The organism is Agromyces mangrovi, assembly GCF_030296695.1.
Lineage (GTDB): Bacteria > Actinomycetota > Actinomycetes > Actinomycetales > Microbacteriaceae > Agromyces > Agromyces mangrovi.
Window position 1 is genome coordinate 173,259 of record NZ_AP027737.1, and the last position, 15,531, is coordinate 188,789.

Genomic DNA, 15,531 nt, shown 5'->3' on the forward strand with positions numbered 1-15,531 from the left:
CTCCTTCGGGACCGGCTCCCCCGGAGCACACCCTGGGCCGTGGTCCGGCCCCGTCATCGTCTGCTCGGCGCGCCTCAGCCGCGACCGAGGAACTTCTGCAGCGCCTGCAGCTCCTCCTCCGACGGCGCGCCCTGTGCGCCTCCGCCACCGCCGAGGCCGAAGCCGGAGCCGGTCGGCGCGGCCGACGGGGCGGCCGAGCGGCCCTCCGCGATCGCGGCGTTCTCGGCGGCGCGCTTGGCCGGGTTGCCCGAGCGCGAACCCTGCGGCTTCTTCCCGCCCTTCTTGCGCTTGCCCTGGCCGTGGCCGCCGCCGCCCGGCATGGGACCCATGCCCGGGATCTGCGGCGTGCCGCCGCGCGCGACGGTCTTCATCATCTTCGCGGCCTGCTCGAAGCGCTGCACGAGCTGGTTCACGTCGGTCACGGTCATGCCCGAGCCCTTCGCGATGCGCAGGCGACGCGAGCCGTTGAGCAGCTTCGGGTTGGTCCGCTCGGCCGGGGTCATCGACTGGATGATCGCCTCGGTGTGCACGATCTCGCGCTCGTCGAAGTCGTCGAGCTGCTGCTTCATCGACCCCATGCCGGGCAGCATGCCCATCATCTTCTTGATGTTGCCGGCGCCGCGCAGCTGCTGCATCTGCTTGAGGAAGTCGTCGAGCGTGAACTGCTCGCTCGCGATCTTCTCGGCGACCTTCGCGGCCTCCTCCTCGTCGAAGGCCTGCTGGGCCTGCTCGATGAGGGTGAGGATGTCGCCGAGGTCGAGGATGCGGCTCGCCATGCGGTCGGGGTGGAACGGCTCGAAGTCGTCGAGGCCCTCGCCGGTGGACGCGAAGATGATGGGGCGGCCGGTGACGGATGCCACGGAGAGCGCGGCGCCTCCGCGCGCGTCGCCGTCGAGCTTCGAGAGCACGACGCCCGTGAAGTCCACGCCCTCCTGGAACGCCTTCGCGGTCGCGACCGCGTCCTGGCCGATCATCGCGTCGATGACGAACAGCACCTCGTCGGGGTTCGTCGCCTTGCGGATGTTCGCGGCCTGCTTCATGAGCTCCGCGTCGACGCCCAGGCGACCCGCGGTGTCGATGATGACGGTGTCGTGCTGGGCGCGCGTGGCCTGCGCGACGGCGTCCTTCGCGACCTTCACCGGGTCGCCGACGCCGTTGCCGGGCTCGGGGGCGTACACGGTGACGCCGGCCTGCTCGCCGACCACCTGGAGCTGGTTGACGGCGTTCGGGCGCTGGAGGTCGGCGGCCACGAGCATCGGCGTGTGGCCGTCCTTCTTGAGCCACTTCGCGAGCTTGCCCGCGAGCGTGGTCTTGCCGGCGCCCTGGAGGCCCGCGAGCATGATCACGGTCGGCGGGGTCTTCGCGAACTGCAGGCGGCGCTGCTGGCCGCCGAGGATGCCGACGAGCTCCTCGTTGACGATCTGCACGACCTGCTGGGCGGGGTTCAGCGCGCGGCTGACCTCGTCGCCGAGCGCGCGCTCGCGCACCGTCGCGGTGAACTCCTTGACGACGGGCAGCGCCACGTCGGCCTCGAGCAGCGCGCGGCGGATCTCGCGGACGGTGCCGTCGACGTCGGACGCGGACAGCTTGCCCTTGGTGCGGAGGTTCTTGAACGTCTCGGCAAGACGGTCGGACAGGGTTCCGAAGGTAGCCATGGTGGCTGCAAGTCTACGCGAGGCATCCGCCCGCCCTCGCCCCGGGCTCAGTCCTCGAGCAGCACCTCGACGACGTCGGAGTCGCGGTCCACCGACGCGAGCAGCCGTGCGTCGGACTCGTCGGCGGCGAACGAGTACTCGAAGACCGCGAACGCCTCGTCCTCACCGACGTTCGCGGGCCGGAACTCGACCCGCTCGAGCACCAGGGAGCGCAGGATGTCGATCTCGCGGTCGCCCGACTCGCGCGCGATCGCATCCTCGATCTCCTCGGGCTCGAGTGTCTCCTGCACGAGCGCGAGGAACTGCGCGGTCGGCGTCGACGCACGCGCGAGCTCGGCCACGAACGCCTCGCGCACGTCGGCGTCGAGGTCCTCGATGCCGCTGATCATGCCCGCCGCCACGTCCAGCGCGTCGGCGGCCAGCTCGTCGCCGTCGGCCTGCAGCACGACCTCGACCGACTGGTCGCCGCACTCGACGACCTCCGACCAGTAGGACCCGCCGTCGCCGCCGACGATCCCGAAGTACTCGTGCTCGATCGACATCTCCACCCCCTGCTCCGACGCTACTCCCCGATGAGGTTCTGGGCGAAGACGTGCGGGGTGAAGCCGGTGAGGTCGCCGATGCCCTCGCCCTGGCCGATGAGCTTGATCGGCAGGCCCGTGCGGTCCTGCACGTTGAGCACGAACCCGCCCTTGGCCGACCCGTCGAGCTTGGTGATGACGAGGCCGGTCACGCCGGCGTGCTCGATGAACGCCTGCGCCTGCGCGAGGCCGTTCTGGCCCGTGGTCGCGTCGAGCACGAGCAGCACCTCCGCCACCGGCGCCTGCTTCTCGACGACCCGGCGCACCTTCGCGAGCTCGTCCATGAGGCCGCCCTTGGTCTGCAGGCGACCCGCAGTGTCGATCAGCACGATCTCGATGCCGTCGCGCTTGGCGCGCTCGACGGTCTGGAACGCGACCGCCGCCGGGTCCTGCCCCTCGCGCTCGGGGCGCACCACCTCGGCGCCCGCCCGCTCGGCCCAGGTCGCGAGCTGGTCGACCGCCGCCGCGCGGAACGTGTCGGCCGCGCCGACGACGACGCTGCGCCCATAGGTGCCGAGGAAGCGGGCGAACTTGCCGATGGTCGTGGTCTTGCCGACGCCGTTGACCCCGACGACGAGCACCACCGCGGGCCGCTCGCTGAGGCGCAGCGTGGGGTCGTACTTCGACAGCCGCTCCTCGATGGTCTCGCGGAGCATCCGCTGCACGTCGCGCGGGTCGGTCGTGCGGTACCGCTCGACCTGCGCCTGCAGGTGCTCGACGATCTCCTCGGTGAGGTCGGGCCCGAAATCGGCGGTGATCAGTGCGGTCTCGAGGTCGTCCCAGGTGTCCTCGTCGATGACCCTCGCCTGGAAGACGTTCCGGAGCCGTGCGCCGAGCGACCACGATGCGCGTTCTGCCATGGCGTCCAGCCTACGGTCTCGCGGGGTCCGGCTCGGGCGGCCCGTCCGCGCCGGATCAGGCGCTCGCGCGCTCCTCGCGCACGCGCTGGCCGACGACGGCGGACACGCCGTCCTGCCGCATCGAGACGCCGTAGAGCGCGTCGGCGATCTCCATCGTGCGCTTCTGGTGCGTGATGACGATGAGCTGGCTGTCGTCGCGCAGTTCCTCGATGACCGTGAGCAGGCGCCCGAGGTTCGCGTCGTCGAGCGCCGCCTCGACCTCGTCGAGGATGTAGAACGGGCTCGGCCGTGCCTTGAAGATCGCGATCAGCAGCGCGACCGCCGCGAGCGAGCGCTCGCCGCCCGAGAGCAGGGAGAGCCGCTCGATCTTCTTGCCCGCGGGCTTCACGGAGACCTCGATGCCGCTCGACAGCAGGTCGTCGGGATCGGTCAGCGAGATGCTGCCCGTGCCGCCCGGGAAGAGCACCGGGAAGACCTCGCCGAACGCGGCCCTGGTGTCCTCGAACGCGGCCTCGAAGATCGAGACCATCTTGCGGTCGATCTCCTCGATGATCGTGATGAGGTCGGCCCGGGTCTTCGTGAGGTCGGCGAGCTGCTCGGTGAGGAACGCGTGCCGCTGCTCGAGCGCCGCGAACTCCTCGAGTGCGAGCGGATTGACCCGGCCGAGCTGGGCGAGCATGCGCTCGGCGCCCTTCAGCCGGCGCTGCTGCACCGCGCGGTCGAACGGGGCGTCCTCGCCGTCCTCCTCGTCGCTCGGCACGGGCTGGTCGGGGCCGTACTCGTCGACCAGCACGCTCTCGGCGAGCCCGAGCTCCGACTGCGCGCGCTCGAGCAGGGACGACACGTGCAGCTTCTTCTCGTAGATCTGCAGCTCGAGGCCGTGCACGTCCTCGGTGATCGACTGCAGTCGCTCGCGCACGCTCGCCTCGTCGCGGCGCAGCGCGTTGAGCTCCTCGTTCTGGCCGCGTCGCTCGTCTTCGGCGCGGGCCAGGCGGATGCGCGCCTCGGACACGGACGCGTCGACTGCCGCGAGCACGGCCGGGAGCGCGTCGGCCACCCCGCGGGCGGCCTCGTACTGGCGGCGGCGGATGACGGCCCGGCGCGCGGCCTCCTCGGCCTGGCGCCGCTCGGCCTCGCGCCGGCGCTCGAGCGACGCGATGCGCGCCTGCTCGCTGCGCACGCGCTCGCGCGCGGTCTCGAGCGCGAGGCGGGCCTCGACCTCGCCCTCGCGCGCGGCCTCGAGGGCCGCGGCACCCGAGTCGCGAGCCGTGAGGTCGAGCACGGGGCGCGGGGTCGCGCGCGCCTGCTCGAGGGCGGCCTTCGCCTCGGTCGACGCCTGCTCGGCCTCGGCGACGCGCTCGGCCGCGGTGCGGGCCGACTCGGCGAGCCGCTCGGTCTCGGCGGCGGCCGCGTCGGCGGTGACGCGGGCCTTGTTCAGGCGCTCGGTCTGGGCGGCGAGCTGCGCGTCGTACTCGCGCAGCGCCGTGAGCGCCTGCGCCGACTGCTGCTTCGCCGTCTCGTGCGCCGAGCGCTGCTCGGCGAGCTCGAACCGGCGGCGCTCGAGCTCGGAACGCACCTCCTCGAGCCGGGCGCCGGCGGCGTCGCGCTCGGCGATCAGCTCGATGCGGCTCTGCCCCTCACCCGATCCGCCGCGGATGACGTAGAGACCGATCACGTCGCCGGCGCGGGTCACGACCGTGACGTCGTCGGCGTCGAGCGCTCCGGAGGCGGCGCGCGCGGCCTCCACGTCGTCGGCGACGACCGTCCGCGCGAGCAGCGCGGCGACCCCGGGCGGGGCGGTGACGACGGATGCCGCGGGCGTGAGTCCCTCGACCGCGACCGGTGCGGCGACCGACGCGGCCTCCGCGATCGCGAGCTCGACGCGACCGAGGTCGTGCGCACGCGCGTGCGCGAGCGCATCGAGTGCGGCGTCGCGGTCGTCGGCCAGCACCGCGTCGGTGAGGGTGCCCAGCGCGGCGGCGATCGCGGCCTCGTAGCCGGGCTGCACGTGGACGTGCTCGGCGAGGAGACCGCGCACGCCGTCGCGGCCCGCCTCGACCAGCGCTGCGGACCCATCCCGCTGGTCGAGCGCGAGGGAGAGCGCACCGACCTTGGCCGTCAGCGCGTCGCGCTCGCGCTCGCGCTCGTGGAGGCCCTCGCGGATGCGCTCGATCTCGCCCTCGGCCTCGAACACCGCGGCCTGGGCGAGCTCGTACGCCTCGTCGAGGTCGGTCTCGCCGTCCTGGCTCAGCGATGCGGTCGACTCCAGCTCCTCCAGCGCGTTCGCCGCGACGGTCGCGCGGTCGGATGCCGCCGCCAGCGCGTTCTCCTGCCGGAGCACCTCGCCGCGCACGGTCGCGAGCCGCGACGCGGCGGTGTCGGCGCGGCCCGACAGGGCGGCGAGCTCGAGGTCGTACCGCGAGACCGCGGCGCTCTGGGCGGCGACGTCCTCGTCGGTGGCGTCGAGCGCGCGGCGTGCGGCGACCGTGGCCTGCTGCGCCTGCTCGAGCCCCGATGCGGCGGCCGCGACGGCCTCCTGGACCCGCTCGAGCTCGGCTCGTGCCTCGTCGATGGCCGCCTGCGAGACGGTGGGGGCGGCATCCGGTTCGTCGCCGTCCCGGCCGAGCAGCGCGAGCCGCTGGTTCGCGAGCGTGTGCAGTCCGCGCAGGCGCTCCTGCGCCTGCTCGAGCCCGAACTCGACCCGGCGGGCGTCGTCGACCGCGACCGACTGCTGCGCCTGCTCGAGGCGGGTCACGCGCGCCTGCCGCTGCTCGAGCTGGTCCTGCAGCACCAGCCGCTCGGAGTGGCGCTCCGCCTCGGTGCGCGAATGCGCGTCGAGCGTGCGGCGCAGGCCCACGACCTCGTCGGCGAGCAGGCGCGCACGGGCATCGCGCACGATCGCGGCGATCGACTGCGCCTGGCGCGCGACCTCGGCCTGGCGCCCGAGCGGCTTCAGCTGGCGACGGATCTCGCCCGCGAGGTCGGACAGGCGGGTGAGGTTGGTCTCCATGGCGTCGAGCTTGCGGAGCGTCTTCTCCTTGCGCCGCCGGTGCTTCAGGATGCCCGCAGCCTCCTCGATGAAGCCGCGACGGTCGTCGGCGCTCGCGTGCAGCACGTTGTCGAGCTGGCCCTGGCCGACGATGACGTGCATCTCGCGGCCGAGGCCCGAGTCGCTGAGCAGCTCCTGCACGTCGAGCAGGCGGCACGCCTCGCCGTTGATGGCGTACTCGCTCGTGCCGTTGCGAAACAGCGTGCGGCTGATCTGCACCTCGGTGTACTCGATCGGCAGGGCGCCGTCGCTGTTGTCGATCGTCAGGGCGACCTCGGCCCGGCCGAGCGGCCCGCGACTCGAGGTGCCGGCGAAGATGACGTCCTCCATCTTGCCGCCGCGGAGCGTCTTGGCCCCCTGCTCGCCCATCACCCAGGCGAGGGCGTCGACCACGTTGGACTTGCCGGAGCCGTTCGGTCCGACGACGCACGTGACTCCCGGCTCGAACGCGAAGACGGTGGGCTGTGCGAAGGACTTGAACCCCTTGAGGGTCAGGCTCTTCAGGTACACGCCCGTCCTCCCCCGATGCCGATCGGCGACCCGACCGGCCCGGATCGCCCGCGACTACGGTACCGGACTCTTCCCCGCGAACCGCGCAGGCGGTAGGCTCGTCGGCTGCGCACTCGCGCGGCGGATTCGGAGCAGGATCGATGCGGATCGAACGGGCGCACGTGCCCGAACGCCTCGGCACCCGCGGTGCCGCGCACTTCGAGCGGTACGTCGAGCTCATGCGCGAGGTCGAGGCGGACCTCTGGGGCAACGACGACCTCACGCAGGACGCGCGCACCGTGCTGCCGCGGTACCGCTCGGAGTACGTCCGCCGTACGCCGCTGCTCGCACTCGACGGGGACGACGCCGTGGGCGCCGCGGTCGTGGAGTGGGAGGCGGGCGACGACGCCGAGACCGCGATCGTGTACGGCGTCGTGCCGACGGCGCATCGCCGCGAGGGCATCGGTTCGTGGCTGCTCGCCGAGTGCGAGCGGATCGCGCTGGACGCCGGTCGGCGGGTGCTCATCAGCTGGAGCGACCACCCCGCGGCGACGCTCGAGCTCGGCGGGCCCCGCCTCGCGGCATCCGTCGGCGACGCCGTCGTGCCCGCGGCCGACCCGCGGGCCGCCTTCTTCACCGCGCACGGGTACGTGCTCGGGCAGATCGAGCGGATGAGCGTGCTCGACCTCGCCGACGTCACGGTGCCCGAGCCGGAGTCGGTGCCCGGCTACCGGCTCGTCACGTGGGTCGGCCATGCACCCGACGAGCTCGTCGACGCGTACGCGGCGGCGAAGACCCGCATGGCGCTCGACGTGCCGGCTGCGGACCTCACGATCGACCCCGAGCACTGGGACGCCGCGCGCGTGCGCACCTTCGAGGAGCAGCGTCGCGAGTCGGGCGACGTGCTGCTCGTCGCCGCGGCGGTCGCCGACGACGGCGACGTGGCCGGCTACACGGAGCTCGAGCTGCCCCACGACAAGGCGTGCGCCTACCAGGGCGACACCCTGGTGGTCGCCGCGCACCGCGGCCATGGCCTCGGCCTACGGGTCAAGCAGGCGAACCACCGGGCCCTCGCCGAGTCCGCCCCGGAGCGCACGCGCATCTACACCTGGAACGCCGACGAGAACGACCACATGCTCGCGATCAACATCGCGCTCGGGTTCCGCACCGCGGCGTACTCCGCCGCCTGGCAGCGCCGCGTCGAGTCGGGCGGCGGACACGAGCACGCCGACGCGGTCAGCGCGCCGCGCGCGGACGTCGCTGGCAGCGCGGGCAGCGGTGCGACGAGCGGTTCATGAACTGCTCGCGCACGATCGGCGTGCCGCAGCGCGGGCACGGACGGCCCTGCTGCCCGTAGGCGTTGAGGGAGTGGGCGAAGTAGCCGGATGCCCCGTTGACGTTGACGTACTGGGCATCGAAGCTCGTGCCGCCCTCTGCCAGGGCGCGCTCGAACACCTCGCGCACCGCCGCCAGCACGCGCTTCGACCGGCGCGGGCCGACCACGTTCGACGGCTCGTCGTAGTGCACGCGCGCCGACCAGAGCGCCTCGTCGGCGTAGATGTTGCCGATGCCGCTGACGAGGTTCTGGTCGAGCAGCGCGCGCTTGACACCGGTGCGCCGGGTCGCGAGCGCGGCGAGGAACCTGCGGTCGTCGAAGGCCGGATCGAGCGGGTCGCGCGCGATGTGGGCGACGGGCACCGGGAGGCGCGTGCGCCACGGGGCATCCGCTTCGCCCGCCTCGCCCGAGAAGCCCGCGGGCGCGCCGTCGCCCGTCTCGACCATGCGCTCGACCGCGAGCGAGCCGAAGATGCGCTGGTCGACGAAGTCGACCGCGAGGTCGCCGTGCGCCGGCGATGACACGTGGATGCGCGCGCGCAGCAGCGGCACGAGTGGTGCGTCGGGGGTGCGCAGCAGCAGCTGCCCGCTCATGCCGAGATGCGCGAGCAGCGCGCGGCCCGTGTCGAGGGGCATCCAGAGGAACTTGCCGCGCCGCACGGCGGCCTCGATGCGCGCGCCCGTGAGGAGTTCGTCGAACGGACCCGACGTCGGGTCGTGTCGTCGCAGCGAGCGCGGCTCGAACACCTCGACGCCGAGCACGCGGGAGCCGGTGACGGCCGGTGCGAGGCCGGTCCGGACGACCTCGACCTCGGGCAGTTCGGGCATGCTCAGTCGGCGCTGATGCGCGTCCAGGCGTCGAGCGCGGCGGCCATCTCGGCCTGCTTCTTGCTCGTGCCCGAGCCGGTGCCGGTCACGAGGTCGCCCACGGCGACCGACGCGGCGAACACCTTGTTGTGGTCGGGGCCCGACTCGGTGACCGTGTACGCGGGCGCCGGCGCACCGCGGCGGGCCGCGATCTCCTGCAGGCTCGTCTTCGGGTCCATGGCCGCGCCGAACCGATCGGGGTCGGCCATGAGCGGGCCGATCAGCCGCAGCACCAGGTCGGTCGCCGCATCCGCCCCCGCATCGAGGAAGGTCGCGCCGATGATCGCCTCGACCGTGTCGGCGAGGATCGACGCCTTGTCGTGCCCGCCCGTCATGGTCTCGCCACGACCGAGGCGGATGTACGGGCCGAGGCCGATCGTGCGCGCGACCTCGGCCAGCGCGACGCTCGAGACGAGGCTCGCGCGTCGCTTCGCGAGGTCGCCCTCGTCGAGGTCGGGGTGGTCGCGGTAGAGCGACACCGTGACGGCCTGCCCGAGGATCGAGTCGCCGAGGAACTCGAGGCGCTCGTTGGTGGGGATGCCGCCGTTCTCGTACGCGAACGACCGGTGCGTGAGGGCGAGCAGCAGGAGGTCGTGGTCGAGCTCGACCTGCAGCGTGCGCTGCAGTGCGTCGAGGCCCGCCGACTCCTGGGTGCTCCGCTCCGTCACCACCGGTCGTTCGTCGTCAGCGTCGGGGTGCCGATCAGACGTCGGCGACCTTGCGGCCCTTGTACTCCAGGAACAGCGGCGTACCGGCCGAGTCCTCCACGACCTTCGCGCGGTGCGGGAGGCTGTAGGTGACCTTGCCGTTCTCGACGGTCTTCACGAGCGCAGGGGCCTGCGCCTTCCACTGCGAGCGGCGTGCGTGGGTGTTGGCGCGCGACTTCTTCCGCTTGGGAACAGCCATGACTCTCTCTCAATCTCTCTGCTGGTCGGCATCGGAGGACGTGTCCGAGCCAGGGTCCGTGGAAGCCTCGAAGTCCGCGAGCGCGTCCCACCGCGGGTCGCGTTGTTCTCTCGCGGCGAGTTCCGGGTGTTCCTCCAACCGGAGCCCGGTCTCTGGGTCGAGACCCGGGCAATCCGGCCGGCACACCGGCTGGAACGGCAGTGCCAGGACCACCGCATCGCGGATGAGCGGTTCAAGATCCACGTGGTCGTCTTGAACCTCATACTCGAAAGCTTCACCGGAATGATACGCGAAAAGCTCCTGGAACTCGACTTCGACCGGCAGGGCGATGTCGCGGAGGCACCGCCCGCACTGCCCGTTGGCGGTCGCGTCGACCTCCGCGGAGGCCAGGATGCCCTCGTGCACCGACTCCAGCCGGACGTCGATCTCGATGGGATCGCCCTCGCCGACCGAGACGAGCCCCTCCCCCAGCGCCTCGGGAACCGACGCCTCGATGCGCTGCTCGCGCATCTGGCCCGGGCGCCCGATGAGGTCGCGGATGTCGATGCGGTAGGGACTGCTCGTGGATGCCACGAGGCACGATTCTACGCGCCCGCGGTGCTCGGGCGGCGGTGCGCGAGCGATTCGCGCGGGCTCGCGAGCGACATCGGCACGACGAGCGCGCGGAAGCGCTCGGCCGGCTGGAGGCCGCGCTCGAGTGCGTGCACCACCAGGTCGAGGTCGTGGGTGAGCGGATGGTCCGGCACGGGTGCCGGCCGCGGGCCGTACCGATGACGCTCGACGCCGGCGAGGAGGCGCTCGAGCGCGGCGCGCGCGTCCGCGTCGTCCGCCACGCCGTCGCGCGCGAGCAGACGGTCGGCGAAGCCGCGCGCGGACTCGAACGGGGTCGGCGGGTCGCCGATGTCGACCGCGGTCGCCTCCACCTCGGTCCACGCCGCCGCAGCGGCATCCGCTCCGTCCCATGCCCGCCGCCGGCGCCAGGCGCGCACCAGCCTGCGGATCACGGCCGGCAGCGCCAACACGAGCGCCACCCCGAGCGCGACGAGCGCCAGCCGGGCCAGCGGCGCGCCCGAGTCGGACACCGGGGCGGCGGTGGATCCGTCGACCGGCTCGTCGGGCAGCACCGGGGCGCCCTCCGTCGCGGGGGCGCCGGGGGTCGGCAGCGGCGCCCTCGTGGCGCCGGGATCGGCGAGCACCGAGACCCGCGAGTACTCGGGCACCGACCCGCGACCGGGCGTCGGCTCGAACGGCATCCAGCCGATGCCCTCGAAGTACAGCTCGGGCCAGGCGTGCAGGTCGTGCGTGTCGACGTCGTAGCGGGCCTCGCCGGCGAGCGTGCCGACGCCGCGCGAGCCCGCCGTGTAGCCCAGCGAGATGCGCGCCGGGATGCCCGCCTCGCGCGCCATCACCGCCATCGCCGAGGCGAAGTGCACGCAGTAGCCCTCGCCGACCTCGAGGAACTCGGCGATCACGTCGAAGCCCCCGCCCTCGTAGCCCTCCTCGACGGGCGCCTCGGTCGAGTACGAGAAGTCCGACCCGCGCAGGTAGCGCTGGATGAGCACGGCGGCGTCGTACGGCGACCCTGCCGACGCCGTCACCTCCTCGGTCGTGGTCGTGATGATCTCCGGCACGCCGCCGGGCAGCTCGAGGTACGGCTCGAGCTCCGCCGGCAACGCGCGGCTCGCGGTGCGGAGCTGCTCGGGCGTCGGGTCGAGGTCGAGGTGGGTCACCACGTAGCGCTGGCCCAGCGTGTCGTCGTCGGCGCTCGCGACCGCGAAGGACTCGGCCTCCCAGAACCACGAGCCGCGCAGGCCCTGGATCGAGCGGGCCGGGTACGGCACGGGCAGCCACGTGGTCGCGACCTCGTCGACCACGATCGTCGTGCGCACCAGGCTGCGGGCGACGCCCAGGTCGAGCCCCGGCGGCGACGGGAACGCGTCGACCGTCTGCTCCTCGACGAGCGGCTCCTCGGAGGCCGACCACACGTCGCCCTCGAAGCGGTCGAGCGTGAGCAGCGTGAAGTAGGGCCGTTCGCGGCCGGTGCCCGAGTAGTGGAACGCCGGCAGCGGCTCGGGGCGCCGGAGGTCCTCCCCGAGGTCGATGAACGGGTTCACGCCGCGCGAGAAGAGCGGGCCGCGGTCGCCCGTGCCGAACAGGTACGGGTTGCTGATGCTCGGGGTCGCCTGCGCGAGCACCGCGGCGGTCAGCAGGCCGACGCCGGCGAGCCCCAGCGTCGCCCCCACCGTCGAGCCCGCCGACGCGCGACGCGGTTGCGTGATCCGCGGCGCGGTCTCGCCCTCGGGCTCGCGGTCGAGCTCGCCGCGACGTCGCACGGCGACGTCGACGCGCAGCAGCAGGAGGTAGGCCGCGCCCGTCAGGAGCACGGTCCAGAAGTCCGTGCCGCCCTCGACGATGAAGCCCGGCACCGCCACGGGGAGCAGCGCGGGCACGGCGGCGAGCGCCACGACACGGAGGGAGACGACCACGATGTCGACCACGACCGCCACGAGCCCCGTCGCGAGCGCGAGCACGAAGAGGATGCCCGGCACGGCGATCGCCGGGGTCGACTGCTGCACGATCGAGGTCTGGCCCGCCGCGGCGAGCTCGCCGAAGTGCGCGAACGTCGCGCCCGTGGGCAGCACGCCCGCGATCGCCGTGCCGGCGCCGAAGAACAGCGTGAGCACGAGCACGAGCACGACGAGCTCGAGCACCGGCACGAGCGACGCCGGCACCCGGAGCAGCCGCAGCCCGAGGCCGGAAGCGAACACGACCGCGGCGACCACGGCGCAGAGCCACCACCATGCGGCGCCCGCGAGCAGCGGCCCGAGCGAGGTGAGGGCCACGGCCACGAGCAGGAAGGCGGCCGACACGAGCGCCGCCGACTGCGGCAGCGTGAGCGGCGGGGTCTCAGCGCGCATCGGCGACCCCCTGGTCGTGGGCGAGCGCGTGCCAGGCCTCGGGGATGTCATGCGCCGTGCGCACGGGGATGCACCGCCAGCCCGCCTCCTCGAGGTCGGCCACGAGGGCGCGACGCACGCCCTCCTGCACGAAGGCGACCGCGGGTTCGAACGCCGGGCGCATGGCGGCGAGCGCCACCGCCTCCTCGGGCGCGATGTCGACGAGCACCGCGAAGGCGGGACGCCGGGCGCGACCGGTTGCGCGCCGCACGTCGTCATGCGGTGCGCCGGAGCGGTCGGTCGCGGACCCGCCGCGGCCGCCCGGGGTGTCGAGGTGGGCGAGCCCCTCGAGGAAGGCCCGCTCGCCGACGCCGCCCTGGTACTCGACGGGCGCGTCGCCGAAGAGGCCGCCGGCCCGCCGCCGGGGGCCGGGCTCGAGCTGGCTCGGACCGGTCTCGCTGACGGTCAGGCGGAAGCCGCCGCGCAGCAGGTGGACCCCGATCGACGCCGCGAGCTCGATGCCCAGCTCGAACGGATGGTGGTAGCGGTCGTCGCCCGAGGCGAACGACGTGCGGCCCCTGCCGTGCAGGGCCGTGTCGACGATCAGGCGCGCGTCCGGATCGCTGCGCTGCTCCTCCTGGCGCACCATGATCTCGCCGGCGCGCGCGGTCGCCGGCCAGTTCACGCGCCGCATCGGGTCGCCGTGCCGGTACTCGCGGGCGATCAGCTCGTCGGCGTTCGGGTGCGACTGCCGCTGCAACTCGAGCAGCACGCCGTCGAGGCTGGCCGGGCCGCCCGCGGACGCGCCGAGCGCCGTCGTGCGTGGCGTCGCGACCAGGTCGTGCGTGCGCCCGTAGCCGCGTTCGATGCGGGCGAGCCCGAACGGGTCGGTGAGCGAGACCCGGAGCGGGCCGGCGGTGAACACGCCTCGGCGCGGCAGCCGGAGCGTGTACTCGAGGCGCACCGTGTCGCTGCCGCCCGGCGGGCCTCCCTCCCAGCGGCCGAGGGGCGGGAGCACCGACTCCACCGGCGACTCCAGTCGCGGCGCCGTGTCGCGCCAGCGCGCGCCGTCGAGCGTGCGCCGCCCGCGGTTGCGCACGACGGCCGACGCCGTGACGGTGCCGCCCGCGGACACGATGCCGGGCACGAAGCTGCGCCCGACGTCGAGGCGGGGCACCCGCCAGGCGGTGTACGCGAGCGCGACCAGCGGCACGGCGACGCCGATGAGCCCGAACAGGATGAAGTCGCGACGGTCGAGCACGAGCGCGTTGACGAACACGATCGCGCCCACGGCGATCAGCGCGCCGCCACGGCGGGTCGGCCTGGGCCACTCGGCCAGGCGCGCTCCGACACCGCCCGTCATCGGGTCACCGCCCCGCGGCCGCCCCGAGGGGAACGGGCGTCGCCCGGACGATGCGGTCGACGATCTCGGCGATGAGCAGGTCGCCGTCGTTGTGGTGCTGTCCGAGCGCGCGGCTCGTCGGGACGAGCCGGTGGCCGAGCACCGGGGCCGCGAGCGCGTCGACGTCGTCGGGCAGCGCGAACTCGCGCCCCTGCATGGCCGCGCGGGCCTTCGCGGCGCGCACGAGCTGGAGCGTCGCGCGCGGGCTCGCGCCCAGGCGGAGCTCCCGGTCGTCGCGCGTCGCCCGGACGATCGCCACGGCGTACTCCTTGACGGGCATCGACACGAACACGTTGCGGACCGCGACGATCATCGCGCGCAGCTCGGCATCCGACACCACCGCCTCGATCGCGTCGAGCGGGCTCGACGTCTCGCGCGTGCCGAGCATCTCCAGCTCGCTCGCCGAGTCGGGGTACCCCATCGAGATGCGCGCCATGAAGCGGTCGCGCTGCGCCTCGGGCAGGGCGTAGGTGCCCTCCATCTCGATCGGGTTCTGCGTCGCCACGACGGTGAACGGCTCGGGCAGCGGATAGGTCGTGCCGTCGACCGTGACCTGGTGCTCCTCCATGCACTCGAGCAGCGCCGACTGCGTCTTCGGGCTCGCACGGTTGATCTCGTCGCCGATCACGATGTTCGCGAACACGGGACCCGGCTTGAAGGCGAACTGCCGGGTCGACTGGTCGAACACCGACACGCCCGTGACGTCGGAGGGCAGCAGGTCGGGGGTGAACTGGATGCGGCTGACGCTGCAGTCCACCGAGCGCGCGAGCGCCTTCGCGAGCACCGTCTTGCCGACGCCCGGAACGTCCTCGATGAGCAGGTGGCCCTCGGCGAGCAGCACCGTGAGCGCGTGCGTGACGGCGTCGTGCTTGCCGTCGATGACCGACTCGACGTTCGCCACGATGCGCTGCGCGGACGTGCCGACCGTGTCGCCCGGCATCGGGGTGCCGGTGACCGTGGTGTGCATGCCGTCGCTGCTCACTGCGCCGTCGCCCCCTGCAGGTACTCGGCCACGACCGGGGGCACGTACGGGGCGACGTCGCCCCCGAGCGCCGACACCTGGCGCACGAGCGAGCTCGACACGTGCGCGTTCGCGGGGTCGGGCAGCAGGAAGACGGTCTCGACCGCGGCGAGGTCGCGGTTCACGATGGCCATGGGCGTCTCGTACGCCACGTCGACCTGCGAGCGGATGCCCTTGACGAGCACGGACGCACCCACGTCGGTGCAGTAGTCGACGAGGAGGCCCACGCTCCAGGACGCGACGACCACCTCACCGTCGATGCGGGCGTCGGCGATCGCCCGTTCGAGCAGCGAGACGCGCTGCGCGATGGGCAGCAGGGCGGACTTGTCGGGGTTGTGCACGACGACGACGTGCACCTCGTCCCACAGTCCGGCCGCTCGCGAGATCACGTCGAGGTGCCCGAGCGTGATGGGATCGAACGACCCGGGGACGACGGCGATCCTGCGCATGTCCTCCACACTAATGCGCG

General features: G+C 73.3%; 13 protein-coding genes. 1 reads left to right on the plus strand and 12 read right to left on the minus strand.

The annotated features are described in order from the left end of the window. Positions 1-74 precede the first annotated feature (74 nt). The 4 genes from ffh to smc are packed head-to-tail and all read right to left on the minus strand — an operon-like array spanning position 75 to position 6,655. Positions 75-1,655, minus strand: a complete 1,581-nt coding sequence (gene ffh, locus QUE38_RS00860; RefSeq protein ID WP_286309690.1) for a signal recognition particle protein — start codon at positions 1,653-1,655, stop codon at positions 75-77. Positions 1,656-1,702: 47 nt separating this feature from the next. Next, positions 1,703-2,197, minus strand: a complete 495-nt coding sequence (locus QUE38_RS00865; protein WP_286309691.1) for a DUF2004 domain-containing protein — start codon at positions 2,195-2,197, stop codon at positions 1,703-1,705. 20 nt (positions 2,198-2,217) lie between these two features. After that, a complete protein-coding gene (ftsY, locus tag QUE38_RS00870) occupies positions 2,218-3,096 on the minus strand; it encodes a signal recognition particle-docking protein FtsY (protein WP_286309692.1) in 879 nt (292 codons plus the stop codon). Positions 3,097-3,151: 55 nt separating this feature from the next. Then, on the minus strand, positions 3,152-6,655 hold the full coding sequence (gene smc / locus QUE38_RS00875) for a chromosome segregation protein SMC (protein WP_286309694.1): 3,504 nt from the start codon (positions 6,653-6,655) through the stop codon (positions 3,152-3,154). Between the two features lie 140 nt (positions 6,656-6,795). Here smc and QUE38_RS00880 point away from each other — a divergent pair, with 140 nt between their 5' ends. After that, a complete protein-coding gene (locus tag QUE38_RS00880) occupies positions 6,796-7,932 on the plus strand; it encodes a GNAT family N-acetyltransferase (protein ID WP_286309695.1) in 1,137 nt (378 codons plus the stop codon). Here QUE38_RS00880 and mutM read toward each other — a convergent pair. The 8 genes from mutM to coaD form a co-directional block, all read right to left on the minus strand. Beyond that, entirely contained in the window at positions 7,871-8,797 is a 927-nt protein-coding gene (gene mutM, locus QUE38_RS00885; protein WP_286309696.1) for a bifunctional DNA-formamidopyrimidine glycosylase/DNA-(apurinic or apyrimidinic site) lyase, read from the minus strand. The two genes, QUE38_RS00880 and mutM, sit on opposite strands and share 62 nt — an antisense overlap. 2 nt (positions 8,798-8,799) lie before the next feature. Then, entirely contained in the window at positions 8,800-9,462 is a 663-nt protein-coding gene (gene rnc / locus QUE38_RS00890) for a ribonuclease III (RefSeq protein ID WP_286311588.1), read from the minus strand. A gap of 76 nt (positions 9,463-9,538) precedes the next feature. After that, on the minus strand, positions 9,539-9,742 hold the full coding sequence (gene rpmF, locus QUE38_RS00895; RefSeq protein WP_281886190.1) for a 50S ribosomal protein L32: 204 nt from the start codon (positions 9,740-9,742) through the stop codon (positions 9,539-9,541). A 9-nt stretch (positions 9,743-9,751) separates the two neighbouring features. Continuing rightward, positions 9,752-10,315, minus strand: a complete 564-nt coding sequence (locus tag QUE38_RS00900) for a YceD family protein (RefSeq protein WP_286309697.1) — start codon at positions 10,313-10,315, stop codon at positions 9,752-9,754. A gap of 11 nt (positions 10,316-10,326) precedes the next feature. After that, entirely contained in the window at positions 10,327-12,660 is a 2,334-nt protein-coding gene (locus QUE38_RS00905) for a DUF3488 and transglutaminase-like domain-containing protein (RefSeq protein ID WP_286309698.1), read from the minus strand. Further along, positions 12,650-14,002 carry a DUF58 domain-containing protein gene (locus QUE38_RS00910; protein ID WP_286309699.1) on the minus strand — a complete coding sequence of 451 codons (1,353 nt, stop codon included), beginning with the start codon at positions 14,000-14,002 and terminating at the stop codon, positions 12,650-12,652. Before QUE38_RS00910 ends, QUE38_RS00905 begins: the two co-directional genes overlap by 11 nt. 4 nt (positions 14,003-14,006) lie before the next feature. Next, a complete protein-coding gene (locus tag QUE38_RS00915; protein ID WP_433996929.1) occupies positions 14,007-15,008 on the minus strand; it encodes an AAA family ATPase in 1,002 nt (333 codons plus the stop codon). Positions 15,009-15,019: 11 nt separating this feature from the next. Beyond that, positions 15,020-15,511, minus strand: a complete 492-nt coding sequence (gene coaD, locus QUE38_RS00920) for a pantetheine-phosphate adenylyltransferase (protein WP_286309700.1) — start codon at positions 15,509-15,511, stop codon at positions 15,020-15,022. Positions 15,512-15,531: the final 20 nt, after the last annotated feature.

Coding starts and splice junctions, on each gene's coding strand:
- ffh (WP_286309690.1), bottom strand. CDS start 1,655: ATGGCTACCTTCGGAACCCTGTCCGACCGTCTTGCCGAGACGTTCAAG.
- QUE38_RS00865 (WP_286309691.1), bottom strand. CDS start 2,197: ATGTCGATCGAGCACGAGTACTTCGGGATCGTCGGCGGCGACGGCGGG.
- ftsY (WP_286309692.1), bottom strand. CDS start 3,096: ATGGCAGAACGCGCATCGTGGTCGCTCGGCGCACGGCTCCGGAACGTC.
- QUE38_RS00880 (WP_286309695.1), top strand. CDS start 6,796: ATGCGGATCGAACGGGCGCACGTGCCCGAACGCCTCGGCACCCGCGGT.
- mutM (WP_286309696.1), bottom strand. CDS start 8,797: ATGCCCGAACTGCCCGAGGTCGAGGTCGTCCGGACCGGCCTCGCACCG.
- rpmF (WP_281886190.1), bottom strand. CDS start 9,742: ATGGCTGTTCCCAAGCGGAAGAAGTCGCGCGCCAACACCCACGCACGC.
- QUE38_RS00905 (WP_286309698.1), bottom strand. CDS start 12,660: ATGCGCGCTGAGACCCCGCCGCTCACGCTGCCGCAGTCGGCGGCGCTC.
- QUE38_RS00910 (WP_286309699.1), bottom strand. CDS start 14,002: ATGACGGGCGGTGTCGGAGCGCGCCTGGCCGAGTGGCCCAGGCCGACC.
- QUE38_RS00915 (WP_433996929.1), bottom strand. CDS start 15,008: ATGCACACCACGGTCACCGGCACCCCGATGCCGGGCGACACGGTCGGC.
- coaD (WP_286309700.1), bottom strand. CDS start 15,511: ATGCGCAGGATCGCCGTCGTCCCCGGGTCGTTCGATCCCATCACGCTC.